The sequence below is a fragment of the Geodermatophilus sp. SYSU D00965 genome, assembly GCF_054050075.1.
This window is the reverse complement of sequence record NZ_JBJGYQ010000020.1, coordinates 1-23,034: the sequence shown is the minus strand read 5'-3', so window position 1 is coordinate 23,034 and position 23,034 is coordinate 1. Positions and strand designations below refer to the sequence as shown.

Annotated in this window: 19 protein-coding genes; 5 read left to right on the top strand and 14 right to left on the bottom strand. The window is 75.0% G+C overall.

Annotation, left to right across the window (positions count from 1 at the left end):
• Positions 1–131: 131 nt before the first annotated feature.
• The 12 genes from ACI789_RS18205 to ACI789_RS18150 all read right to left on the bottom strand — a co-directional run bounded on the left by ACI789_RS18205 (position 132) and on the right by ACI789_RS18150 (position 13,384).
• On the bottom strand, positions 132–839 hold the full coding sequence (locus tag ACI789_RS18205; RefSeq protein WP_457010775.1) for a class I SAM-dependent methyltransferase: 708 nt from the start codon (positions 837–839) through the stop codon (positions 132–134).
• A 175-nt stretch (positions 840–1,014) separates the two neighbouring features.
• Positions 1,015–1,875, bottom strand: a complete 861-nt coding sequence (locus ACI789_RS18200) for an LLM class flavin-dependent oxidoreductase (protein ID WP_457010774.1) — start codon at positions 1,873–1,875, stop codon at positions 1,015–1,017.
• A 15-nt stretch (positions 1,876–1,890) separates the two neighbouring features.
• Positions 1,891–2,304: a TIGR03668 family PPOX class F420-dependent oxidoreductase gene (locus tag ACI789_RS18195; protein WP_457010773.1), complete on the bottom strand. Its 414-nt coding sequence runs from the start codon at positions 2,302–2,304 to the stop codon at positions 1,891–1,893.
• A gap of 39 nt (positions 2,305–2,343) precedes the next feature.
• On the bottom strand, positions 2,344–3,366 hold the full coding sequence (locus ACI789_RS18190) for an ABC transporter ATP-binding protein (RefSeq protein WP_457010850.1): 1,023 nt from the start codon (positions 3,364–3,366) through the stop codon (positions 2,344–2,346).
• Position 3,367: 1 nt separating this feature from the next.
• Entirely contained in the window at positions 3,368–4,465 is a 1,098-nt protein-coding gene (locus ACI789_RS18185; RefSeq protein ID WP_457010772.1) for an ABC transporter ATP-binding protein, read from the bottom strand.
• Complete coding sequence (locus ACI789_RS18180) at positions 4,462–5,361, bottom strand: ABC transporter permease (protein WP_457010771.1); 900 nt, start codon at positions 5,359–5,361, stop codon at positions 4,462–4,464. Before ACI789_RS18180 ends, ACI789_RS18185 begins: the two co-directional genes overlap by 4 nt.
• A complete protein-coding gene (locus ACI789_RS18175) occupies positions 5,358–6,287 on the bottom strand; it encodes an ABC transporter permease (protein ID WP_457010849.1) in 930 nt (309 codons plus the stop codon). The genes ACI789_RS18180 and ACI789_RS18175 overlap by 4 nt, the downstream gene beginning before the upstream one ends.
• A gap of 8 nt (positions 6,288–6,295) precedes the next feature.
• Complete coding sequence (locus ACI789_RS18170) at positions 6,296–7,822, bottom strand: ABC transporter substrate-binding protein (RefSeq protein WP_457010770.1); 1,527 nt, start codon at positions 7,820–7,822, stop codon at positions 6,296–6,298.
• Positions 7,823–8,039: 217 nt separating this feature from the next.
• A complete protein-coding gene (locus ACI789_RS18165) occupies positions 8,040–9,788 on the bottom strand; it encodes a glycoside hydrolase family 2 protein (protein WP_457010769.1) in 1,749 nt (582 codons plus the stop codon).
• Positions 9,789–9,903: 115 nt separating this feature from the next.
• A complete protein-coding gene (locus tag ACI789_RS18160; RefSeq protein ID WP_457010768.1) occupies positions 9,904–10,752 on the bottom strand; it encodes a MaoC family dehydratase in 849 nt (282 codons plus the stop codon).
• A 2-nt stretch (positions 10,753–10,754) separates the two neighbouring features.
• Positions 10,755–12,092: a 3-oxoacyl-ACP reductase gene (locus ACI789_RS18155; RefSeq protein WP_457010767.1), complete on the bottom strand. Its 1,338-nt coding sequence runs from the start codon at positions 12,090–12,092 to the stop codon at positions 10,755–10,757.
• Between the two features lie 11 nt (positions 12,093–12,103).
• Entirely contained in the window at positions 12,104–13,384 is a 1,281-nt protein-coding gene (locus ACI789_RS18150; RefSeq protein WP_457010766.1) for an acetyl-CoA C-acetyltransferase, read from the bottom strand.
• An 82-nt stretch (positions 13,385–13,466) separates the two neighbouring features.
• Here ACI789_RS18150 and ACI789_RS18145 point away from each other — a divergent pair, with 82 nt between their 5' ends.
• Together ACI789_RS18145 and ACI789_RS18140 are read left to right on the top strand one after the other, a co-directional pair.
• Entirely contained in the window at positions 13,467–14,108 is a 642-nt protein-coding gene (locus ACI789_RS18145; RefSeq protein ID WP_457010765.1) for a TetR/AcrR family transcriptional regulator, read from the top strand.
• Complete coding sequence (locus ACI789_RS18140; protein ID WP_457010764.1) at positions 14,105–16,132, top strand: acyl-CoA dehydrogenase family protein; 2,028 nt, start codon at positions 14,105–14,107, stop codon at positions 16,130–16,132. Before ACI789_RS18145 ends, ACI789_RS18140 begins: the two co-directional genes overlap by 4 nt.
• Before the next feature lie 144 nt (positions 16,133–16,276).
• Here the strand turns inward: ACI789_RS18140 and ACI789_RS18135 are convergent, their stop codons facing one another.
• Positions 16,277–17,812 (bottom strand): amidase, encoded by a 1,536-nt coding sequence (locus tag ACI789_RS18135; RefSeq protein ID WP_457010763.1) that lies wholly within the window; start codon positions 17,810–17,812, stop codon positions 16,277–16,279.
• A gap of 100 nt (positions 17,813–17,912) precedes the next feature.
• On the opposite strand from ACI789_RS18135, the gene ACI789_RS18130 reads away from it, so the two are divergent.
• Complete coding sequence (locus ACI789_RS18130) at positions 17,913–18,641, top strand: trimeric intracellular cation channel family protein (RefSeq protein WP_457010762.1); 729 nt, start codon at positions 17,913–17,915, stop codon at positions 18,639–18,641.
• Here the strand turns inward: ACI789_RS18130 and ACI789_RS18125 are convergent.
• Entirely contained in the window at positions 18,638–21,478 is a 2,841-nt protein-coding gene (locus ACI789_RS18125) for a SpoIIE family protein phosphatase (protein WP_457010761.1), read from the bottom strand. The two genes, ACI789_RS18130 and ACI789_RS18125, sit on opposite strands and share 4 nt — an antisense overlap.
• Positions 21,479–21,666: 188 nt before the next feature.
• On the opposite strand from ACI789_RS18125, the gene ACI789_RS18120 reads away from it, so the two are divergent.
• On the top strand, positions 21,667–22,761 hold the full coding sequence (locus tag ACI789_RS18120) for an EAL domain-containing protein (RefSeq protein ID WP_457010760.1): 1,095 nt from the start codon (positions 21,667–21,669) through the stop codon (positions 22,759–22,761).
• Positions 22,762–22,814: 53 nt separating this feature from the next.
• Positions 22,815–22,988, top strand: coding sequence for a DUF1059 domain-containing protein (locus ACI789_RS18115; protein WP_457010759.1), 174 nt, complete (start codon positions 22,815–22,817; stop codon positions 22,986–22,988).
• Positions 22,989–23,034: the final 46 nt, after the last annotated feature.

Here is a 23,034-nt window from a genome sequence, read left to right as displayed (position 1 = left end):
TGTTGATCATGGGCTCGTTGCCGCGGGACACGCCGCCGCCCGGCGTGTCGCGGCGCAACAACCCCATGATCAACGCCCGGAGCGGCCGGGGAGAGACCGCCGGGAGGGGCAGGCGGCGACCTCGGACGGTGTCAGGCGGCGACGGCGGTGACGAACGTGCAGACGCCGTCCCCTCGCGCGGCCCGCGCCCGCAGGCCGAACAGCCGGAGCACCGCCATCTCGACCCGGTACGCCAGGCGGGTCAGCCCGCTGTAGAAGGTGTCGCCGGCGTTGGTCACCTCGATCCGGTCGAACCCGGCGAGACGGACGTGCTCGGTGAGCATCCAGTCCGGGAGGATCGTGATGTGCCCGGGCGAGTGGTAGAACTCCGGCCCGAAGATGTACGGCGAGCCCACCAGGAAGTTCTTCAGCCGCGAGTGCGGGTGGGTGATGTTCGGCGTGCTGACCAGCAGCCGGTCGCCGGCCCGCAGCAGTGACCTGATCTGGCGCAGCACCTGTCGCGGGTTCTCCACGTGCTCGAGCGTCTCGACGCAGAGCACCATGTCGAACGGGCCGCGGGTCTCGTCGGTCCACTCGGGGGCGTCCAGGTCGAGCCGGGCGATCCAGTCGTGCGGCGGGTCCAGGTCGGTCGGGACGACGTCGAAGCCCGCGTCGCGCAGCCGCAGCGCCAGCGCGCCGCACCCCGAGCCGACCTCGAGGATGCGTCCGCCGTCCGGCAGCGCCTGCCGCACCAGTTCCACGGCGTACTCGTGCACCCCCGGGGCGGCGTGCACCCCGTGCCCCTTGTAGGACCGGACGGCCTCGGTGCGCCCGCCGCTCCTCTGCTCCGCGACTGCCATCGCGCCAGCCTGGCACACCTCCCCGCCGCCCACCCGCGAGCACGCGCCGGGGCGGGCGCCCCCTCTCCCCGATGATCATGGAGTTGTTGCATCACGACACGCCGTCCACCGGAGTGTCCAGGGCAACAACCCCATGATCGACACCGGGTGAGGCACCCGGACGGGGAGAGCCCGCTCAGAGGGCCACCTCGGCGAGCAGGTCGACCTGCGCCGGGTCGGGCACGGTCGGGTCGAGGATCAGCTCGTCGATCCCGACCTCGGCGAACGCGGTGATGACGTCCTTGATCGCCTGCGGCGACCGGTGCGCGCTCCCGGCGATGAACGCGGCGGTCTCCCCGCCCATCGGCTGGTAGTAGTCCAGGAGGTAGGCGCGGGACTGCTCCTCGGTGTCGCCGAGGGAGAAGTAGTTGAGCGCCACGATCCGGGGGGAACCCTCTCGGCCGGCGTCCCGCCACGCCGCGCGCACCTTCTCGACGAACGGTGCGGTCGCCTCCGGCGGCAGCCCGCCCGCCGTCCAGCCGATGCCGTGCCGGACCGCCCGACGGACCGCGGCGTCGGTGTTGCCGCCGATGAGCAGCGGCACCCCGGCGTGCCCGGTCTCCGGGGTCGCCGACCGGGTGCCCTCCGCGATCGGCTCCCCCGCCCACGCCCGGCGCAGGTCGGCCAACTGCTGGTCGAACAGGCGTCCGCGCCCGGCGAAGTCGCGGCCGGTGAGCGTGTAGTCGGCCGCCCGCCAGCCCACCCCCAGGCCCAGGGTCAGCCGTCCTCCCGTGAGCTCCTGCACGGTGGCCGCCTGCTTGGCCAGCTCCGCGGTGCTGCGCGCCGGCGCGATGAGCACGTTGGGGAGGAACCGGATCCGCTCGGTCACCGCCCCCACGGCGGCGAACACGGTCAGCTCCTCGTAGCTGGGATAGGAGACCGCACCGATCGAGGCCAGCGTGGAGAACCCCGCCGCCTCGGCTCGCCTCCCCCACTCGAGGAGCTGGGTGCCCGTGGTGCCGCGGACGCTGTTCGGGATGCCGATGCCGATCTCCACGCTGGACTCCTCCTGTCAGGACGTGCCCGACCAGCCACTCCACCGCTGGACGGTGACGACGAGGAGCGGCCCGGCCGGGGGCTCCTCGCGGTACTGCGGGTGTCGGTCGGCCAGCGCGGCCAGCCCAGGGTGGGCGGCGGCGGGCTCGTCGACGACCTCGGCCGTACCGTCCGCCCGGACCCACCACAGCCGCGACCAGTCGTCCTCGTAGTGGTCGACCAGCAGGGCGCAGCGCGGCTCGGCCCGCACGTTGGCCAGGCGCTGCAGCCGCGGCGAGCGCTTCCGCTTGGCGTCGACGGCCGAGTAGACGACCCCGTCGACCAGGGCGAACACGACGGGGACCAGGTGCGGGGCGCCGTCCGGCCGCACGGTGGCCAGGCGGGCCACCGGGCTGGAGGCGAACCGGTTGCGCAGTTCCGCCGTCTGCACGCGGCAGTCCTACCAGGGACGCTGCCGGACGACCACCGCTCACTCGGCCGCGGCCGCGACCTCCTCGCGCTCGACCGGCGTCCCGACCACGCCGTGCAGGTGGCAGGCGGCCAACTGCCCGGCCGCGCCGACGGGCTGGAGCGCGGGGTCGACGTCGGGGCACGGCTCGAACGCGTACGGGCAGCGGGTGCGGAACCGGCAGCCGCTGGGCACGTTCGCCGGTGAGGGGACGTCGCCGCGCAGCACGATCCGCTTCCGGGAGCGCTCCAGCTCGGGGTGCGGCACCGGGACGGCGGACAGCAGCGCCTGCGTGTAGGGCATCTGCGGGTCGGCACCGACCGCCGACGCCGGCCCCACCTCGACGATCCGGCCGAGGTACATCACCGCGATGCGGTCGGAGACGTGCCGGACGGCGGACAGGTCGTGCGAGATGAACAGCAGGGTCAGCCCCAGCTGCCGCTGCAGCCGGCGCAGCAGGTTGAGCACCTGCGCCTGCACGCTGACGTCGAGGGAGGCGATCGCCTCGTCGCACACGAGGAAGTCCGGCTCCCCGGCCAGGGCGCGGGCGATGCCGACGCGCTGCCGCTGCCCGCCGGAGAACTCGTGCGGGTAGCGGCCGGCGACGGCGGGGTCCAGGCCCACCAGCTCCAGCAGCTCGGCCACCCGCTGCGCCCGTTCCCGCCGGCCGCCGTGCAGGCCGTGCACCTCCAGCGGCTCGGCCACCGTCTGCGCGACCGTCCGGCGGGGGTCGAGCGAGGCGAACGGGTCCTGGAACACCATCCCGGCCCGGCGGCGCAGGTCGCGCAGCCCGCGCTTGCCCAGCGCGGTCACGTCCGTGCCGTCGAAGGTGACCGTCCCCCCGGTGGGCGGCACCAGCCGGAGCAGCGCGTTGCCGAGGGTGGACTTCCCGCAGCCGGACTCCCCCACCAGCCCCAGCGTCTCGCCGCGGTAGACGTCGAGGTCCACCCCGTCGACCGCCCGCAGCACCCCGGTGGGACGCCGCAGCGCGCCGCCGGAGCGGATCGGGAAGTGCACCTCCAGTCCCCGCGCGGAGACCAGCACGTCAGACAACGGGACCCTCCTCGCACCACGTCGCCGCCCGGTGCGGCAGTCCCCCGGACACCGACCGCTGGCTCCCAGGACGGCGGACATGGCCGTTCCTGCCCCCACCGACGAGGGTGAGGGGTGGCTGCTCGGTCTCGCACCGCGGGTCCGCGCGCACCGGGCAGCGCGGCCAGAACACGCAGCCGGGCGGCAGGTCGGTCGGCGCGGGCGGCACCCCGGGCACGGTGGCCAGCTCACCGCCGTCCGCCGTCGTGAGGTCGGGCAGCGCGCCGAGCAGGCCGCGCGTGTAGGGGTGGGCGGGGCGCTCGAGGACGTCGTCCACCGTGCCGTCCTCCACGCAGCGGCCGCCGTACATGACCAGCACCCGGTCGGCGATCCCCGCGACGACGCCGAGGTCGTGGGTGATCCACACGACGCCGGTGCCGTGCTCGGCCTGCAGCTTCTCGACCAGGTCGAGGATCTGCGCCTGCACGGTGACGTCGAGGGCGGTGGTGGCCTCGTCGGCGATGAGCAGCGACGGGTTGTTCGACAGTGCGATCGCGATGACCACCCGCTGCCGCATGCCGCCGGAGAGCTCGTGCGGATAGCGGTCCAGCGCGCCGCGCGGATCGGGGAGCCCCACCTCGGCCAGCAGCTCCGCGGCCCGGTCGCGGGCGGCAGTCCTGGACACCTCGCCGTGGGCGCGGATCCCCTCCACCAGCTGCCGGCCGACGGTCAGCACGGGGTTGAGCGAGGTCATCGGGTCCTGGAACACCATGCCCACCCCCGGGCCGCGCACCTCGCGGAGCCGCTCGGGCCGCATGGTGAGCAGGTCCTCCCCGTGCAGCAGCGCCCGCCCGGTGACCGTGGCGACCCGCGGCGGCAGCAGCCCGAGCAGGGCCAGCACCGAGACGCTCTTGCCGCTGCCCGACTCCCCCACCACGGCGACGGTCTCGCCCGCCCCGACCGTGTACCTGAGCCCGTTGACCACGTGCGCCGTCCCGCGCGGCGTCCGCAGGTCCACGCGCAGGTCCTCGACCTCCAGCACCGGCGCGGTCACCGGCTGCACTGGTTCGCTCCCGCCCGGCGGAGCCGGCCAGACGGCAGAGTCGCTCACCGCCCCCCTCCCGCCATGAGCGTGCGCTGCCGCGGGTCCAGGACGTCGCGCAGCCCGTCGCCGAGCAGGTTGAAGCACAGCACCGTCACGAAGATGGCCATGCCCGGGAAGAAGGCCAGCCACCACGCGATGTCGATGAAGCCGCGCCCCTCGGCCAGCATCAGCCCCCACGAGGGGTTGGGCGGCTGGGTGCCCAGACCCAGGAAGGACAGCGCCGCCTCGGCCAGGACGGCGAAGGCCAGGCTGATCGAGGTCTGCACGATGATCGGCGGCGCGGCGTTGGGCAGCACGTGCCGGGTGAGCAGCCGGAAGTCCGACGCGCCCACCGACCGCGAGGCCCGCACGTACACCTCCTCCCGGACGCCGAGCACGCTGGCGCGGGTGACCCGGGCGAAGATCGGCACGTAGACGATCCCGATGGCCAGCGCCGTGTTCCCCGACCCCGGGCCGCGGACGGCGAGCACCGCGATCGCCAGCAGCACCGCGGGGAACGCGAACAGCACGTCCATGAACCGCATCAGGACGTCGTCCACCCACCGGCCGTAGAAGCCGGCCAGCAGCCCGATGACGCTGCCGACCAGCAATGCGATCGCCACCGCGAGGAACCCGACCCGCAGGGACACCGCGGCCCCCAGGATCACCCGGCTGAGGATGTCCCGGCCCAGGTCGTCGGTGCCGAACGGGTGCTCGGGGCTGGGCGGCTGGAGGCGGTCGGCGACGTCGATCTCGTTGGCCCCGCTGGGCGCCAGGGTCTCGTCGAAGACCGCCATGAGCACGATGAGCAGCAGCACCGTCGCCGCGATCGCCGCGGTCGGGTTGCGGGCGAGCAGGCCCAGCGTCTCCCGCCACCGCGGGCGGGCCGGGCGCAGGGTGAGGGGAGCCGACTGCGTGCTCATCGGCGGATCCGCGGGTCGATCGCGGTGTAGAGCAGGTCCACCACCAGGTTGATCACGAGGAACACCAGCGCGAACAGCAGGATCGCGCCCTGCAGCACCGGGTAGTCGCGGGCCTGCACCGCCTGCAGCGCCAGCTGCCCCAGGCCCGGCCAGGAGAAGACGATCTCCACCACGACCACGCCGGAGAGCAGGTAGGCCAGCTGGACGCCGGTGACGGTGACCAGCGGGAGCAGCGCGTTGCGCAGCACGTGCCAGCCGAAGACCTGCCGGGTGGGCAGCCCCTTGGCCTGCGCCGTCCGGACGTGGTCGGCGCCCAGGGCCTCCAGCACGCTGGAGCGCACGAAGCGGGTGATGACCGAGCCGGAGACCACCCCCACGACCAGCGCCGGCATCACCAGCCGCTCCAGCCAGCCCAGCGGGTCCTCGCTGAGCGGGACGTAGCCGCCCGAGGGCAGCCAGCCCAGCGTCCCGGCGAAGACCAGGATGAGCACGATGGCCATCCAGAAGTCCGGCACCGAGATGCCGATCTGGCTGAGCACCGTGGCGATCCGGTCGACGACCGACCGGGGGTGCAGCGCCGACAGCGTCCCCAGCGGGACGGCGATCAGCAGCGCGACCAGGATCGAGGCGAACGCCAGGGTCAGCGTCGCCGGCAGCCGCTCGGCGATCAGCGAGGTCACCGTGTCCCCGCTGCGGAAGCTCACCCCCAGGTCACCGGTGAGCGCGCGGCCGGACCAGCCGGCGAACTGCTCGACCAGCGGCTGGTCCAGGCCGGCCCGGGCGCGCAGCGCGTCGTAGGTGTCCTGGTCGAACCGGGTGCCCAGCGCGAGCCGGACCGGGTCGCCCGGGACCAGGTGGACCAGGGCGAACACGATCACGCTCACCCCCGCCAGCACCACCACCGACTGGCCGGTGCGGCGGAGCAGGTAGCCGGTCAGGGCAGCTCCACGGTCTCGAAGTTGATCGCCTTGTCCGCCCGGATCTGGTACCCGGCCAGGCCCGGTGCCCAGGCCTGCACCACGTCGGGGTTGTAGAGGTACAGGTAGGAGACGTCGTCGACGATGAGCTGGGCGGCCTGGTCGTAGGCCTGCTTGCGCGCCGCGTCGTCGGTGGCCGTGGCCCCCTGCTGCAGCAGCTGGTCGACCTGCGGGTTGCTGTAGCCCTGGTAGTTGTTCGACCCGCCGGTGACGTGCTGCTCCTGGTAGTACGCGGCCGGGTCGAGGTTGCCGAGCCAGCCGAGGAGGAAGGCGTCGAAGTCGCCCTGGCCCTGCCGGTCGAGCCAGGTGGCGAAGTCCAGCGTCTCGATCTCGACGGTGATGCCGACCTCCTCGAGCTGGCTGGCGATCACCTGCGCCGCGGTGACGGTCTCGGGGAACTCGTCGGTGACCATCAGGCCCATCGTCAGCGGGGTCTGCACGCCCGCCTGCGCCAGCAGCTGCCGGGCCTGGTCGGGGTCGCGCTGGAACGGGGCGTAGTCGTAGTAGAAGAAGCTGTCCTGCGGGATGGCGGTCTGGTTGGGCTGCGCCGCGCCGAACCACGCCGCCTCCGCGACCGCCTCCCGGTCGATCGCGAAGGAGATCGCGCGCCGGACGTCGCGGTTGTCGAACGGCGGACGGTCGTAGTTCATGGACACGTACCAGTAGTCGACGCTCGGCGTCGTCTGCAGCTCGATCGAGTCGTCGCCCTCCAGCGACTCGATCTGCTGCGGCGGGATGTTGTCGGTCCACTGCACCTCGCCGTTCTGCAGCGCGGTGAGCGCGGCGGCCGGCTCGGTGATGTAGCGGAACTCGACGCCGTCGACGCTCGGCGCGCCGCCCCAGTAGTCCTCGTAGGCGGTGAGCACGGTGCTGCTCGCGTCGGAGCTCTCCAGCCGGAACGGCCCCGTCCCGACCGCCTCGGTGGTCAGGTCGACCTGGTCGGCCGCGCCCTCGGGCAGGATCGCCATCCCCTTGAACGAGCCGATCCGCTCCAGCAGGTTCGGCGTCGGCTGGCTGAGCCGGAGGACGACGGTCTGCGGGTCGGGTGCCTCGACGGCGGTGACGTTGGCGAACCGGTAGGCGTTGCTCAGCTCCTCGTCGATGATCCGCCGGTAGGAGTAGACGACGTCGGCGGAGTCGAACTCGCTGCCGTCGTGGAAGGTGACCCCGTCGCGCAGGGTGAACGTCCAGGTCAGCCCGTCCTCGCTGGTCTCCCACTCCGTCGCCAGGCTCGGCTCCATCGTGAGGTCCTCGGGGTCGGGGACGACGAGGGTGTCGTAGACGTTCTCCAGTACCTGGAAGCTGGGGTAGGCCGTGGTGACGTGCGGGTCGAACTGGTCGGGCTGGGCCGCCACCGCCGCCACGAGGACGTTGTCGCCCCCGCCTCCTCCGCCTCCCCCGGTGTCCACGCTCTCGCCGCCACCGCAGGCGCTGAGCACGAGCGCGGCGGCGGCGAGCAGGGGCAGGAGTCGGTTGCTGCGCACGGGGACCTCCGGGCGGCTCGGGGGCGGCGTCCTGTACCCGACCCTGGACCCGTCCGCCCGACCTCGCAGGTCGGAAGCGTGATCGTCACCTGCCCGTGACGCGACGCACCCCGCCGTTGATCATGGGGTCGTTGCCGCGGGACACGCCGTGGACCCGCGTGTCGCCGAGCAACGACCCCATGATCAACGCGGAGAAGGGGCGCGGAGAGGGCCGCGGTCAGGGCTCGCCGAGGGTGGCCCGGCGCAGGTCGTCCGGGTCGCACTTGGGCACCCGGTCCATCGTCAGGAGCCCGTTGACCTCCTGGTAGGTGTCGGTGAGCTGGGTCCAGCAGGCACCGGCCAGCGCCTCGCTCCCGTGCACCGCCGCCCACTGCGCGCGGTAGCGGGTGAGCAGGTCCTCCGGCGAGCGGGCCTCGGCGTAGCCCCACCCCCGGTCGTCGTGGGCGTCGGTCCGCAGGGCCACCCCGCCGAACTCCGACAGGACGACGGCGCGGCCTCCCGCCCCGGCGCGGTCGAGGTCGGCCAGGCGCCCGTCGGGACGGCGGCCGGTCGCGGCGCGCTCGAGGTCGTCGCGGGTGCGGTAGCGCGCGGCGAGCACCGCCGGGTCCTGCTCGTAGTCGTGCACGCCCAGGACGTCCCCGCCGACGGTCTCCCAGCCGTCGTTCGCCGAGACCGGCCGGCTGCCGTCGAGGGCGCCCGCCGCGGCCGCCAGCGCCTCGATCAGCGCCCGCTGCCGGGGGTCGACCGACGCCTCCTGCACGCCCCAGGACTCGTTGAGCGGCACCCACGAGACGACGCTCGGGTGCCCGCGGTGCGCGGCGACGACCTCCGGCCACTCCCGCAGCAGGCGGGCCGCGGCGGTCGGCCCGGGCCGGTGCGCCGAGGGCATCTCCGCCCAGACCAGCAGGCCCATCCGGTCGGCGAGGGCGAGGTGGCGGGGGTCCTCGGTCTTCTGGTGCCCCCGCACCCCGGTGAAGCCCAGCGCCCGGGTCAGCTCCAGGTCGCGCCGCAGCGCCACGACGTCCGGCGGGGTGGCGCCGGTGTCGGGCCAGTACCCCTGGTCGAGGACCAGCCGCAGCCGCGTCGGCCGGCCGTTGACCAGGAAGTGCCCGTCCTCGACCCCGACCGACCGCAGCGCCGTGTAGCTCTCCACCTCGTCGAGCACCTCGCCGTCGTCGGCGACGAGCGCGACCTCGGCGTCGAGCAGCCGGCCGTTGCCGGGTTCCCACAGCAGGCCCCAGCGGTCGTCGAAGCCGCCGTCCCCGACCTGCAGGGTCCGCTCGACGACGGCGCCGTCGACCCGGACGGCGTCCTCGGCCAGCAGCCGGTCCCCGGACCGCAGCCGCAGGTGCAGCCGGGCGCCGGTCACCGGGACGGCGAACTCCACCCGGACGTCGACGCGGAGGGTCAGCGGGTCCCCGCGCCACTGCACGTCGGCGACGTGTCGCGGCGAGACGTGCTCCAGCCACGGGGTGCGCCAGATGCCGGTGGTGCGGGGGTACCAGATGCCGTGCGGCTCGTCCCGCCAGTCCTGCTTGCCCCGCGGGGCCTCGAGGTCGGCCGGGTCGTCGTCGGCGCGGACGACGAGGTCCGCGCCGTCCCCCAGGGCGTCGGTGACGTCGACGGCGAACGGGGAGTACCCGCCCTCGTGGTGCGCGACGTGCGCGCCGCCGACCCAGACGTCGCACACCCGGTCGACCGCGCCGAGGTGCAGCACGGTGCGCCGGCCCCCGCCCGGCGCCGGCAGCGGACGGCGGTACCAGACCCGGCGCAGCGGACCCTGCCAGTGCACGCCGGACGCCGGGGTCTCCGGCGCGTAGGGCACCCGGATCGTGCGGTCGAAGGCCACGCTGCCCGGCGCCGCGGTCCGGTCGGGGTCGGCGGCGAACTGCCAGTCCCCCTCCAGCGAGGTCCACGGCCGGCGCAGCAGAGGGCGGGGGTGCTCGGTCGGGTCGGTCGCGCCCATGTCCCCAGCTCAGCGGAGCCGCCGCCCGCCCGCATCCGGTCGGCGATCACGGCGCCGGGACCACGCCGGGAGCTCCGGCTGTGGGCACGGCGCCGTGATCGGCGAGGGAAGCCCGTCAGAGCGGGCGGACGGTCCCCAGCAGGTGGTCGGAGCCGGACGTCGCGTTGCGGACGGCGAGGTCCCAGCCGCCGTCGACGGGCGCGGCGGACAGCGTGACCGTCGACGGCAGGAACAGCGGCTTCTTGAAGACGACGTCGGCCACCAGCGTGTCGGGCAGCCGGCCCGACAGCGCCGCGATCGCCCGAGCCTGCACCCACATGCCGTGGGCGATCGCCCGCTTGAAACCGAACGCCTTGGCGGTCAGCGCCGACAGGTGGATGGGGTTCACGTCCCCGGAGACCCTGGCGTAGCGGCGCCCGGTGTCCTCGGGCACCCGCCAGCGGATGGTGCCCTCGGGCAGGGTCCCGACGGTCACGTCGACCTCGGCGTCGGGAGCGCCGTCGGGAGCCGTCGCCCCGCGCGCCAGGTAGGTCGAGCGCCCTCGCCACACCTCCGCGCCGTCCACGCGGACCGACGCGCACAGGTCGACGGTGGCGCCGCTGCGGTGCCGGGCGAACCGCTCGGCCCAGACCTCGAGGTCGAGGACCTCCCCCGGCGTGATCGGCCGGAGCACCTCGATCCGGTTGCGGACGTGCACCAGACCCGGCAGCGCCAGCGGGAACGCGCGGTCGGCCATCAGCTCGACCTGCAGCGGGAAGGTCAGCACGTGCGGGTACGTGGCCGGCAGCGCGTCGGCCAGCGGGAAGTCGCAGACCCGGCCGTAGGCGGCGACGGCGGCCGGGTCCACGGCCACGCCGGTGCGGGTCAGCCGGGTGTCGGGCAGGTCGCCGCCCCGGCCGCGCGCGCTCAGCGCGGCCCGGGCGAACAGCGCGGGCAGCCTCGGCGGCCGGGCCGGTTCGCTCATCGTCAGGCCCCCAGCAGCGACTGGCCGCACACGCGCACCACCTGGCCGTTGACCCCGGCGCTGGCCGGCTGGGCCAACCACGCGATGGTCTCGGCGACGTCGACCGGCAGGCCGCCCTGCTGCAGCGAGTTGAGCCGCGCCCCGACCTCGCGGGTGCCGAACGGCATCCGCGCGGTCATCTCGGTGACGATGAAGCCGGGGGCGACGGCGTTGATCGTCGCCCCGCGCTCGGCGAACCCCGGCGCCCAGGCCCGCACCATGCCGATGACTCCGGCCTTGGACGCCGCGTAGTTGGTCTGCCCGCGGTTGCCGGCGATGCCCGACTGCGAGCTGACCGCGACCACCCGCGCGCCGGGCCGCAGCACCCCCTCGGCGTCCAGCAGCGCCTGCGTGAGGTCGAGCTGGGCCTGCAGGTTCACCGCCATCACCGCGTTCCAGCGGTCGGCGTCCATGTTGACCAGCAGCTTGTCGCGGGTGATGCCGGCGTTGTGCACGACGACGTCGACCCCGCCGTGGCGCTCGCGCAGGTGCGCGATCAGCCGGTCCGCCGCGTCCGGGGCGGTGATGTCGAGCTGCAGCGCCGTCCCGCCGACCTCGTTGGCGACCTCGGCGAGCGCCTGCCCGGCGGCCGGGACGTCGACGGCGACCACGTGCGCGCCGTCCCGCGCCAGGACCCGCGCGATCGCCGCACCGATGCCACGGGCCGCGCCGGTGACGATCGCGACCTCGTCGGCCAGCGGCCGCTCCTCGCCGGTCCCGGCGGGGACGTCGGCGGCGCTCAGCGTGACGACCTGCCCGTCGACGTAGGCCGACCGGCCGGACAGGAAGAACCGGACCGGGCTCTCGATCGACGCCTCGGCGCCCTCGGGCACGTACAGCAGGTTCGCCGTCGCACCGTTGCGCAGCTCCTTGGCCACCGACCGGACCAGCCCCTCCAGCGCCTGCCGCGCGGCGGCGGGAGCGGGGGCGGCCGCCGAGGCCGGCGGGTCGCCCAGCACCAGCACCCGGCCGGACGGCCCCAGCCGCTTGACCGCGGGCGCGAGGACGGCGTGCGCGGCGGCGAGGTCGGCCGGACCGGCGAGGCCGGTCGCGTCGAGCAGCACCGCGCCGAGCCGCCGGTCGTCGGCCTCCTGGAGCACGGGGACGCCGGCGTCCTCGAGCAGCCCGGTCAGGGCCTTCTCCAGCCGGCCGGCCCCGGCCGAGCCGACCACCGCGGGCCCGGGCAGCAGCGGCGCGCCGGGCTCGTACCGGCGCAGCACGGCCGGACGGGGCAGCCCGAGCTGCCGGGTGACCGCCGTCCCGACACCGGAGTTGGCGAAGTCGCGGTACCAGTCGCTCACGGGGTGCTCCTTCAGGACTCGAGGATCGCGACGACGCCCTGGCCGCCGGCGGCGCAGATGGAGATCAGGCCGCGCCTGCCGGGACCGGCCTCGTGCAGCAGCTTGGCCAGCGTCGCGACGATGCGGCCGCCGGTGGCGGCGAAGGGGTGACCGGCCGCCAGCGAGGAACCGGCGACGTTGAGCTTCGACCGGTCGATCGGGCCGAGCGGGGCGTCCAGGCCCAGCTTCTCCTTGCAGAACGCCGGGTCCTCCCACGCCTTGAGCGTCGCGAGGACCGTGGACGCGAACGCCTCGTGGACCTCGTAGAAGTCGAAGTCCTGCAGGGTCAGGCCGTTGCGGGCCAGCAGCACCGGAACGGCGTAGGCGGGCGCCATCAGCAGCCCCTCGCCGCCGTGCACGTGGTCGACCGCGGCGGTCTGCGCGTCGACGAGGTGGGCGAGCACCGGCAGCCCGCGGGCCGCGGCCCACTCGTCGGAGGCCAGCAGCACCGCGGAGGCGCCGTCGGTGAGCGGCGTGGAGTTGCCGGCGGTCATCGTGCCGTGCTCCCCGCCGAAGACCGGCTTGAGCGTCGCGAGCTTCTCCAGCGTGCTGTCCGGCCGCAGGTTCTGGTCGCGGGTCAGCCCGAGGTAGGGGGTGACCAGGTCGTCGAAGAAGCCGCGGTCGTAGGCGGCGGCGAGGTTGCGGTGCGAGCGGACGGCGAGCTCGTCCTGCTCCTCCCGGCCGATCTCCCACTGCGCCGCGGTGATCGCCGCGTGGTCGCCCATCGCCAGGCCGGTGCGCGGCTCGGCGTTGCGCGGGGCCTCGGGCACGAGCATCCCCGGGCGGACGCCGGCGAGGGCCTTGAGCCGCTGCTGCACCGTCTTCGCGCTGCTGAGCGCGATCAGCAGCCGGCGCATCTCGTCGTGGATGGCCAGCGGGGCGTCCGACGTGGTGTCCACGCCGCCGGCGATGCCCGACTCGACCTGCCCGAGGGCGATCTTGTTGGCGACCAGGATCGCCGCCTCCAGCCCGGTGCCGCAGGCCTGCTGGACGTCGTAGGCCGGGGTGGTGGCCGACAGCCGGGAGCCGAGCACCGACTCCCGGGTGAGGTTGAAGTCCCGCGCGTGCTTGAGGACGGCGCCGGCGACGACCTCCCCCACCCGGACGCCCTGCAGGCCGAACCGCGCGACCAGCCCGTCGAGGGTGGCGGTGAGCATGTCCTGGTTCGAGGCCTGCGCGTAGGCGGAGTTGGACCGCGCGAACGGGATGCGGTTGCCGCCGACGATCGCGGCCTTCCGGGTCTGCGGAGCCATCGGTGACCTCCGGGTCGCTGAGGAGGGGCGTCTCCGCCCTTCGCGGTGTGCGGGACCGACGGTATCAGGTACCTTCCGTACCGTGAAAACGTCCGCGCCTCGCCGTGACCGGCGCGACTCGCGCTGGGACGAGCACCGCCGGGCCCGGCGCGAGCAGCTGGTCGACGCCACGCTGGCCGCGGTCGGCCGGCACGGCGCCGGCGTCGGCATGGACGAGATCGCCGCCGAGGCGGGCACCAGCAAGACCGTCGTCTACCGGCACTTCGCCGACCGCACCGAGCTGCACGTCGCCGTCTGCGCCCGCGTGGCCGGGCACCTCACCGCCAAGCTGCGGGAGGCCATCACCGGCACCGACGACCCGCGGCAGATGGTCGCCGCCGCCGTCGAGACCTACCTGGCCTTCCTGGAGGCCGACCCCGAGGTCTACCGGTTCGTCGTCGCGCACCCGCTGGTCGACCGGCCGGTCGACGACCCGATCAGCACCCTCTCCCACCTGGTGGGCGACCAGGCCGCGGCGCTGATGGCGCTCGCCCTGGAGCGCGCCGGCCGCGACCCGTCGGCGGCCCCGCCCTGGGGTCACGGCCTGGTGGGCCTGGTCCGCTCCGCCGCGGACTGGTGGCTGCAGGCCGACCGGCCCATGCCCCGCGCCGACCTCGCCGCCCACCTCACCGACCTCGCCTGGGCCGGACTCTCCGGCGTGGTGACCCGCAAGGAGGAACCGTGACCACCGCTCTGCCGACCGGCGTCGACCCGAGGGCGCTCACCGAGGCGCTCGACGGCCGCTGGGCGCACGTGCGCCGCGACGCCCGCGAGCACCTGCACCACCCCGACTTCCTGCCGGTCTACGGCGAGGACGTGCGCGCGGCCCGGGAGCGGGTCACCCGGGCGGCCCGCACGCTGGCCGCCTCCGGCCGGGTCAGCCGGGGCTTCCCCAAGGAGTACGGCGGCGAGGACGACGCCGGCGGCTCGGTGGTCTCGGTCGAGATGCTGGCCTTCCTCGACCTGTCGCTCATGGTGAAGGCCGGCGTCCAGTGGGGGCTGTTCGGCGGCGCCGTCCAGCTGCTCGGCACGCAGCGGCACCACGACGCCCACCTGCGCGACATCATGGCCTTCGACCTGCCCGGCTGCTTCGCGATGACCGAGACCGGGCACGGCTCCGACGTCCAGCAGCTGCGGACGACGTGCACCTACGACCCCGCCACGCAGACCTTCGACCTGCACACCCCGCACCCGGCCGCCCGCAAGGACTACATCGGCAACGCGGCGCAGGACGGCCGGATGGCGGTCGTCTTCGCGCAGCTGGTCACGCAGGGCCGGCGGCACGGTGTGCACGCCTGGCTGGTGCCGATCCGCGACGCGCAGGGCAACCCGATGCCCGGGGTCACCATCTCCGACGCCGGCCCCAAGGCGGGCCTCAACGGCGTGGACAACGGCCGGCTGACCTTCGACCACGTGACCGTGCCCCGGGAGATGCTGCTCGACCGCTACGGCCAGGTCGCCGAGGACGGCACCTACACCAGCTCGATCGAGAACGAGACCCGCCGCTTCTTCACCATGCTGGGCACGCTGGTGCGCGGCCGGGTCAGCGTCGGCGGCTCGGCGTCCTCGGCGACCCGGCTGGCCCTCGACATCGCCGTCCGGTACGGCGACGTGCGCCGGCAGTTCTCCGCCCCGGGCGCCGACCGCGAGGTGGTCGTCAACGACTACCTCGTGCACCAGCGCAAGCTGCTGCCGGCGCTGGCCGCCACCTACGCGTACGCCTTCGCGCAGGAGGAGCTGCTGGGCACGATGCACGACGTCCAGGCCGCGGACGAGGTCGACGAGCGGGCGCAGCGGGAGCTGGAGTCGCGCGCGGCGGGCCTCAAGGCGGCGCAGACCTGGCACGCCACCCGCACCATCCAGCTCTGCCGGGAGGCCTGCGGCGGGGCGGGCTACCTGCAGGAGAACCGGCTGCCGCACCTGAAGGCCGACACCGACGTCTTCACCACGTTCGAGGGCGACAACACCGTCCTGATGCAGCTGGTCGCCAAGGGCCTGCTCACCGGCTACCGCGAGGCCTTCGGCTCGCTCGACGGCTGGGGCCGGGTCGGGTTCATCGCCGACATGGTCCGCGAGACCGTGCTGGAGCGGACGGCGGCCCGCGGGCTGATCGCCCGGCTGGTCGACGCCGTCCCCGGCCGGGACGACGAGGTGCCGCTGCTGGACCGCGGCTGGCAGCTCAAGGTGTTCGAGGACCGCGAGAAGCACCTGCTGGAGAGCGCCATCCGGCGGCTGCGCAGGAACGCCGCGGCCGACGGGATGGCGCCCTTCGACGTCTTCAACGACGTCCAGGACCACGTGCTCGAGGCGGCGCGGGCGCACGTCGACCGGATCGTGCTGGAGGCCTTCGTGGCCGGCATCGAGCGGACGACGGACGACGGCGCCCGGGCCCTGCTCGACCGCCTCTGCGACCTCCACGCGCTGTCGACGATCGAGGCCGAGAAGGGCTGGTTCCTCGAGCACGGCCGGCTCACCCCGGCCCGGGCCAAGGCGCTGACCGCCACGGTGAACGCGCTGCTGGCGGACCTGCGCCCGCACATGGCCACGCTGGTCGACGGCTTCGCCATCCCGGAGGACTGGAAGGCGGCGGCGATCCTCACCGAGGAGCCGGCGCGGCAGGACGCGATGCACCGCCACGACCTGGCCAGCCCCGACGGCATGCCGCGCCGGGGGACGGCGACCTCGGTCGAGGTGCCGCCCGCTCAGTAGGACGAGGACCCCCTGCAGGGGGCCACCCTCCCTCCGCGTTGATCATGGGGCTGTTGTCGGCCGCCGCGGCGTGTCCGGCCGTGTCGGCTGCGACAACCCCATGATCAACGCGAGAAGGGAGGGCGGCGGAGACGGAGCTGGTCGTCAGCGGGCCGGTGGGCGGGGGAAGCCGCCGACCAGCTGCTCGAAGGCGTGCGCCACCTTCAGGCAGGTGGTGTCCTCGAACCGGCGTCCGACCAGCATCATCCCGACCGGCAGCCCCTGGGACATCCCGGCCGGGACGCTGGTCGCCGGGTGCCCGCTGACGTCGAACGGTGCGCAGTTGACGATCATCTCCAGGGCGCGGGCGACCCGGACCTCGATCGGGTCGTCGGGCTCCGGGATCTCCGGGGCGACCATCGGCACGGTGGGCATCACCAGCAGGTCGACGTCGGCCAGCGCGGCGTCGTACTGCCGGCGCACCTCGACCGCCAGGTTCTGCGCCATCGCGTAGTGCCGGGTCTGCTCCCGCTCCAGCGACCAGCGCCCGGCCAGGGCCACCGCGGTGACCGTCGGCGACCACCGGTCGACCACCTCGCGCCGCGTGCGGCCGTAGTGGGCGATCAACTCGGGGTCGTAGCGGCCCTCGTAGTTCCACCCGTAGCCGTTGCCCTCGATCATCTGCACCGTCGCGCCGTCGGTGGCGATGACGTTCCAGACGTGCAGGGCGTGCCGGTGCCAGGGCAGGTCGAGGTCGACCACCTCGACGCCCAGCTCGCGCAGCCGGCCGGCGGCGGCGCGCACGGTGTCGTCCACGCCGGGCTCGGAGAGCTCCTCCCAGCCGAACCCCTGGGCGACGACGCCGACGCGCAGGCCGGACACGTCCCCGCCGAGGGCGGCCGCGTACTGCTCGGGGGCCAGGTCGGCCGGCTGGCGCGGGTCGTTCCCGTCGCGGCCGGCGAGGACGTCGAGCACCAGCGCGGCGTCGGCGACGGTGCGGGTCATCGGGCCGAGGTGGTCGAGGGTCAGCTCGATCGGGAAGGCGCCGGTGTAGGGCACCAGGCCGTGGGTCGGCTTGTGGCCGACGATGCCGGAGAACGCGGCGGGCATGCGGATCGACCCGCCCTGGTCCCCGCCGAGGGCGAGGTCGACCTCCCCGGACGCGACCAGCGCGGCGCTGCCGCTGGAGCTGCCGCCGGTCGTGCGGGAGGGGTCCCAGGGGTTGCGCACCGGGCCGGTGACCGAGGTGTGGCTGCCGCCGGAGAAGCACAGGTCCTCGCAGACGGCCTTGCCCGCGACCGTGGCCCCGGCCTCGAGCAGGCGGGTGACGACGGTGGCGTCCTCGGCGGGCACGTAGCCCTCGACGGTGTACGAGCCGTTCATCATCGGGACGCCGGCGACGGCCACGTTGTCCTTGACCGCCACGGTGCGCCCGGCCAGCGGGCCCTCGGCCGCGCCGCGGATCTCGGTGGTCACGTACCAGGCGCCGAGCGGGTTGTCGGCGTCCGCCGGACGGGTGCTGGGCCGGTCGGTGGGTGCTCGCGGGGCGAGCTCGGCGTAGAGCTCCTCGACCGCGTCGTAGGAGCTGAGGAAGGCCGCGACGATCGGCGTGTAGGCGGCCACCTCCTCGGCGGTGGGCTTCATGCCGTAGCTGGCCGCGAGGGCGGCCACCTCGTTCTCGTCCGGCGGGCGTACGGGCACGGCGACCTCCCGGGATTCGGAGTGTGCTGCGCAAGCTAGTGACGCCGGGCACCCCTGTCACCGTCGGCCGTGCCGATCGGCCCGGGGAGAATGCCGGGCCGTGGAGATCCTCGCTGCGGCGGCCGAGACGCTGCGCGTGCCGGCACCGTTCGACCTCGCCGCCATCGTCGTCGGGGCGCTGACCGGCGGGCTGCTGGCGGCGCGCGAGGGCTTCGCGGTCTCCGGTGTGCTGCTGCTGGCGGTCAGCGGCGGGCTCGGCGGCGGGCTCATCCGCGACGTCCTGCTCGGCGAGGGCCCGGTGCTGGCGCTGACCAACCCCGCGTACCTGCCGACCGTGGCCATCGCCGCGATGGTGACCTTCTACTTCTCCGGCTGGCTGTCGCGGCTGACCGGGCTGCTCGTCGTCCTGGACGCCGTCACGCTCGGCTTCTTCACGGTGATCGGCGCGCAGAAGGCGCAGCTCGCCGGCCTGCCCAGTGCGTCGGTGGTCTTCGTCGGCACGGTGACCGCGGTCGGCGGCGCGGTGATCCGCGACGTCCTGCTCGCCCAGCGGGCCGAGATCGTCCAGCCGGGGCCCTACAACGCCGTGGCCGCGCTGCTCGGCGCCGCCGTCCTCACGGTGCTGGCCGGCCCGGTCGGCCTGGGGCCCCTCCCGGTGGCGGCGGTGGTGATCCCACTGGTCACCGCGCTGCGGGTGCTGTCGGTGTGGCGGGGGTGGGAGGCGCCGGTCGCCGTCGACCTGCCGGGACGGGCCCGCAGCCGGCTGGTCCGGGCCCGCGCCGCGCGACCGCTGCGGCGCACCAAGCTGCGCCGCCGCGACCGCGGCTAGCTGTCCCGGTCGGCGCCTGCCTCCGCGTGCACCTCCGGCGCGGGCGGGACGCTCTCGGGCACCACCTGCGGGCCGGCCTCGGGCGGGCGCGGCTCTCCCTGCGGGTGCAGCCGGACGGCGAGCAGCGCGACGTCGTCCTCGGCGTCGGGGAGGAACAGCCGCTCCAGCACCCGGTCGCACAGCTCGACGAGCGGCAGCCCGGGGGACTCGCGCAGCACGGCCACCAGCGCGGCCGTCCCGGTGTCGAGGTCGCGGTCGCGGCGCTCGACCAGCCCGTCGGTGTAGAGCAGCAGCGTGCTGCCGGCGGGCAGGTCGGCCACGCGGTCGGCACGCGGCGCGGAGGGCTTGACCCCCAGCAGCAGGTCGGCCGGCGCGCCGCCGAGCACGCGCACCCCGCCGTCGGGGTCGATGACCACGGGCGGCGGGTGCCCCGCGCTCGACCAGCGCAGCCGGGTGCGGTCGGCCCGCAGGTCGGCGCGGTCCTGCTCCAGCCGGGCGACCAGGGCGGTGGCCATCGTGTCCAGCGCCAGCCCGCGGATGGCGGCGTCCAGCTGGGTCAGCACCTGCGCCGGCGGGGCGCCGCTGGCGTAGCTGATGCCGCGCAGCAGGCCGCGCAGCTGCCCCATCTCGGCGGCGGCGCGGCTGTCGTGGCCGACCACGTCGCCGATCGCCAGCACCGTGGCGCCACCGGCCTCGAGGAAGGCGTCGTACCAGTCACCGCCGATCTCCGCCCCCGCGGCGGCCGGCACGTAGCGGACGACGATCTCGCAGTGGTCCGGCTCGGGCGGCGCGGTGAGCATGCTGTGCTGGAGGGCCTGGGCCAGGGCGCGCTGCTGGCCGTACAGGCGGGCGTGGTGCAGGGTGAGCCCGGCCCGGCGGCCCACCTCGACCGCGGTCTCGGCCTCGGCCGGGGAGTGCGGCCCGCGGTCGGGGCCGTTGAACAGCCCGAGCGCCCCGAGGGTCTGCCCGCGGGCGACCAGCGGCACGACCACCCCGGAGTCAAGGCCCAGCCGCACCAGCAGCTCCCGGGTCGCCGGCTCGGGGATGGCCCGCTCCACCCGCTCCCGGTCGATGTGCGGCAGGACCATCGGGCGCCCGGACCGGGTGACCACGTGCGCGGCCGCGTGCTCGGTCATCACCGCGACCATCGAGTGCACGTACAGCTCGAGCTCGGCGCGCAGGGCCGGCTCGCGGTGTGCCGAGGCCAGCTGGTGCAGCCGGCCCTGCTCGTCGGTGACCACCAGCCAGCACCAGTCCGCCAGCGTGGGGACGACGAGGTCGGCCAGCTGCTCGACCTGCTGGGTGATGTCCAGGCTGCCCGACAGCACCCGGCCCGCGTCGGCCAGCAGCTGCAGCCGGGCGGTGGCCTCGGTCATCGCGGCGACGGCGTCGGCCCGGACCGCGTCGGCCTGCAGCCGGGAGGCGGTCAGCGCGATCTGCGCGGTCAGCCCCTCCAGCAGCTCCAGGTCGGGCTCGGTGAAGACGTGGTCGGTGGTCCAGACGACGATGAAGCTGCCGAGCAGCCGCCCCTCCACCCGCAGCGGCAGCGCGGCCAGGGCCCGGGTGCCCAGCACCGCGTTGACGGCGGCCATCCGCGGGAAGCGCGCCTCGGCCGTGGCGGCGTCGGTGAACAGCAGCCGCTCGCCGTGCCGCGCCACGTACTGGGTGGGCAGCTCGTCGTCCAGGGGCGTCTCCACGCCGCCGGCGGGCAGCTCGACGTCGGCCTCGCTGGCGACCGTGTCGACGATCCGGCGGGTCAGGTGCAGGTAGAGCTTCTCGTCTTGAGGGTCGAACACGGCCAGTCCGATGGACTCCGCGCCGAGCACCCCGGCACCCCGCAGCGCGATCTCGGCCAGCTGGGTGATCCGGGTGGCGTTGGCCAGCTCCGCGGCGACCTCGGCGATCGCCGCCGCGCGCTGCACCGCGGCGATCCGGCGCTCGGACTGCTCGCGCGCCGCGGTGACGTCGACCGCCGTCCCGAGCACGCGCACCGGCCGGCCCACCGGGTCGGTCAGGACCCGGCCGCGCGACACCGTCCACCGCACGCTGCCGTCGACCCGGACCACCCGGGCCTCCACCAGGTACTCCCCCGTGCCGGCCAGCGCGTCCCGCATGGCCTGGACGACCGCCTCGCGGTCGTCGGGGTGGATCCGCTCGGTCATCATGTCCTCGACCGAGTCCAGCTCGACGGCCCCCTCCAGGCCGAAGATCGCCGCGCAGCGCTCGTCCCAGTGCACGAGACCGGTGCGCATGTCGCGTTCCCAGATGCCGATGGAGGCCGCCTCCAGGACGACGTCCAGCCGGGCCGCGGAGGCGCCGGCGGCCGACCGGACGGCCGACAGCTCCAGCTCGGCCACCACCGAGGCGGCCAGCTGCTGCAGCAGCGCGGCGTCGTCGTCCGACCACACCCGCGGCACCGGGTCGTACACCGCCAGGACGCCGACGACGTGGCCCGAGGCGGCGAGCAGGGGCGCCCCGAGGTAGGCACCGACCTGGCCGGTGGTGACCGCGGGCAGCTCGGCGACCTGCGGGCACGCCCGGGCGTCGGGGACCACCAGCGGCGCCCCCTGGCGGATGGCCAGCGCGGACAGCGCCCCGGTGAGCAGGGCGGGCCCGCCGACGACCCCCGCGGGCAGGCCGTGGCCCCCGATGACGGTGTCCTGGTCGGTGAAGAGGGTGACCTTGGCGTGCCCGGTGTCCAGCAGTCGCGCCGCGAGACCGGAGAGCCGGTCGAAGGCGGCCGGGCCCGAGACCTCGACCGCCAGCCGGCGGGCGGCGGCGATGCGGTGCGGGTCGGCGAGCGCGTCGGGCACCGGACCCGGGGATGCGGCGTCCATCGCGACGAGGACCCCCGTTCCCTCCTGCAGTGGACTCACCGGCGAGCCGCAACGCACCATGCTGACACGACCGCCCGCCGTGGAGCGGCACGGTCCCTCGTTCGCGTGCCACGCGCGTTGCTCCCTCCGCAGGGGTAGACCCGCGTCCCACCGGTCAAGCGGCCGGTCAGGCGGACCGATGGGACGGCATGTCGGCCACCCGCACGAGCGCCCTGCCGGACTGCCGGCCGCTGCTCGCCGACCCCGACGACCTGACGATGGCGTTCCAGCCGATCGTCGACATCGCCGCCGCGCGGATCGCCGGCTACGAGGCCCTCTCCCGCTTCCCCGGCACCGCCGGCCCCGACGTGTGGTTCGCGGCCGCCGCCGAGTGCGGGCTGGCCGCCGAGCTCGAGGCGCTGGCCATCACCAAGGCGCTGGACGCCGTCCCGCTGCTGCCCGACGACACGTTCCTGACCGTCAACGTCAGCCCGCACCTGCTCGGCGCGGCGCCGGTGCGGGACGCGCTCGCCGGCTGCCACGACCTGCGGCGGGTGGTCGTCGAGCTGACCGAGCACACGCCGGTCCACGACCTGGCCGCGCTGCGCCACCAGGCCGAGGAGCTCCGCGCCCGCGGCGCCCTGATCGCCCTGGACGACGCCGGCTCGGGCTACTCGGGCCTGCAGCAGATGGCCGTGGTGCGGCCGCAGTTGGTGAAGCTCGACCGCGCCCTGGTCACCGACGTCGACACCGACCCGGTCCGGGCCGCGCTGACCGAGATGGTGGGGGAGTTCGCCGGCCGGATCGACGCCTGGCTGCTGGCCGAGGGCGTCGAGACCGCCGGGGAGCTGGCCGCGCTGGCCCGGCTCGGCGTCCCGCTGGCCCAGGGCTGGCTGCTGGGCCGCCCGGCGCCGGCGTTCGCCCCGCTGGCCCCCGAGGTGGTCCGGCTGGTGCGCGCGCAGGTGGCCCGGGCGCGGGTGACCGAGAGCGTGAGCAGCCTGCTGCGCCCGGTGCGCCAGTGCGAGGTCGGGACGACGCACCCCGGCGTCCCGCCCGCGGTGCTCGTCGGCGAGCTCGGCGAGCCGGTGGGCCTGCTGCTGGCCGACCCGCGCACCACGGAGGTCCACACCGCCCCGGTGTCGCTGCGCGTGCACCCCACGGCCGACGTCACCCAGACCCTGCAGCGCGCGCTCACCCGGCCGCCGGTGCACCGCTTCGACCCGGTCCTGTGCACCGACCCGGCCGGCACCGTCCTCGGCCTGCTGCGGGTCGAGGACCTCGCCTCGGCCGCCGCCGCCCGCTGACCCCGGGCGCCCACCCGGGCGGCCCGGCCCGAACGACGAACCAGGAGGCCACGATGAAGACCTTCGCCTGCGGCGACGTCATCCCCGGGTGCAGCGCGCGCTTCACCGCTGCCGACGAGGGCGGCATCCTCGCCCAGGTCGCCGGCCACGCGGCCCACGACCACGGCGTGACCGACGTCACGCCGGAGCTGGTCGCCGCCGTCCGCCAGCACGTCCACAGCATCTGAGCTGTCGGAGTGGGGGGGGGGGGGGGGGGGGGGGCGCGCGGGCCCC

Bases quoted from the DNA above. Each gene is read 5' to 3' on its own strand.
- ACI789_RS18205 (WP_457010775.1), bottom strand. From the start codon at position 839: ATGGCAGTCGCGGAGCAGAGGAGCGGCGGGCGCACCGAGGCCGTCCGG.
- ACI789_RS18180 (WP_457010771.1), bottom strand. From the start codon at position 5,361: ATGAGCACGCAGTCGGCTCCCCTCACCCTGCGCCCGGCCCGCCCGCGG.
- ACI789_RS18165 (WP_457010769.1), bottom strand. From the start codon at position 9,788: ATGGGCGCGACCGACCCGACCGAGCACCCCCGCCCTCTGCTGCGCCGG.
- ACI789_RS18160 (WP_457010768.1), bottom strand. From the start codon at position 10,752: ATGAGCGAACCGGCCCGGCCGCCGAGGCTGCCCGCGCTGTTCGCCCGG.
- ACI789_RS18150 (WP_457010766.1), bottom strand. From the start codon at position 13,384: ATGGCTCCGCAGACCCGGAAGGCCGCGATCGTCGGCGGCAACCGCATC.
- ACI789_RS18125 (WP_457010761.1), bottom strand. From the start codon at position 21,478: ATGGACGCCGCATCCCCGGGTCCGGTGCCCGACGCGCTCGCCGACCCG.
- ACI789_RS18120 (WP_457010760.1), top strand. From the start codon at position 21,667: ATGTCGGCCACCCGCACGAGCGCCCTGCCGGACTGCCGGCCGCTGCTC.
- ACI789_RS18115 (WP_457010759.1), top strand. From the start codon at position 22,815: ATGAAGACCTTCGCCTGCGGCGACGTCATCCCCGGGTGCAGCGCGCGC.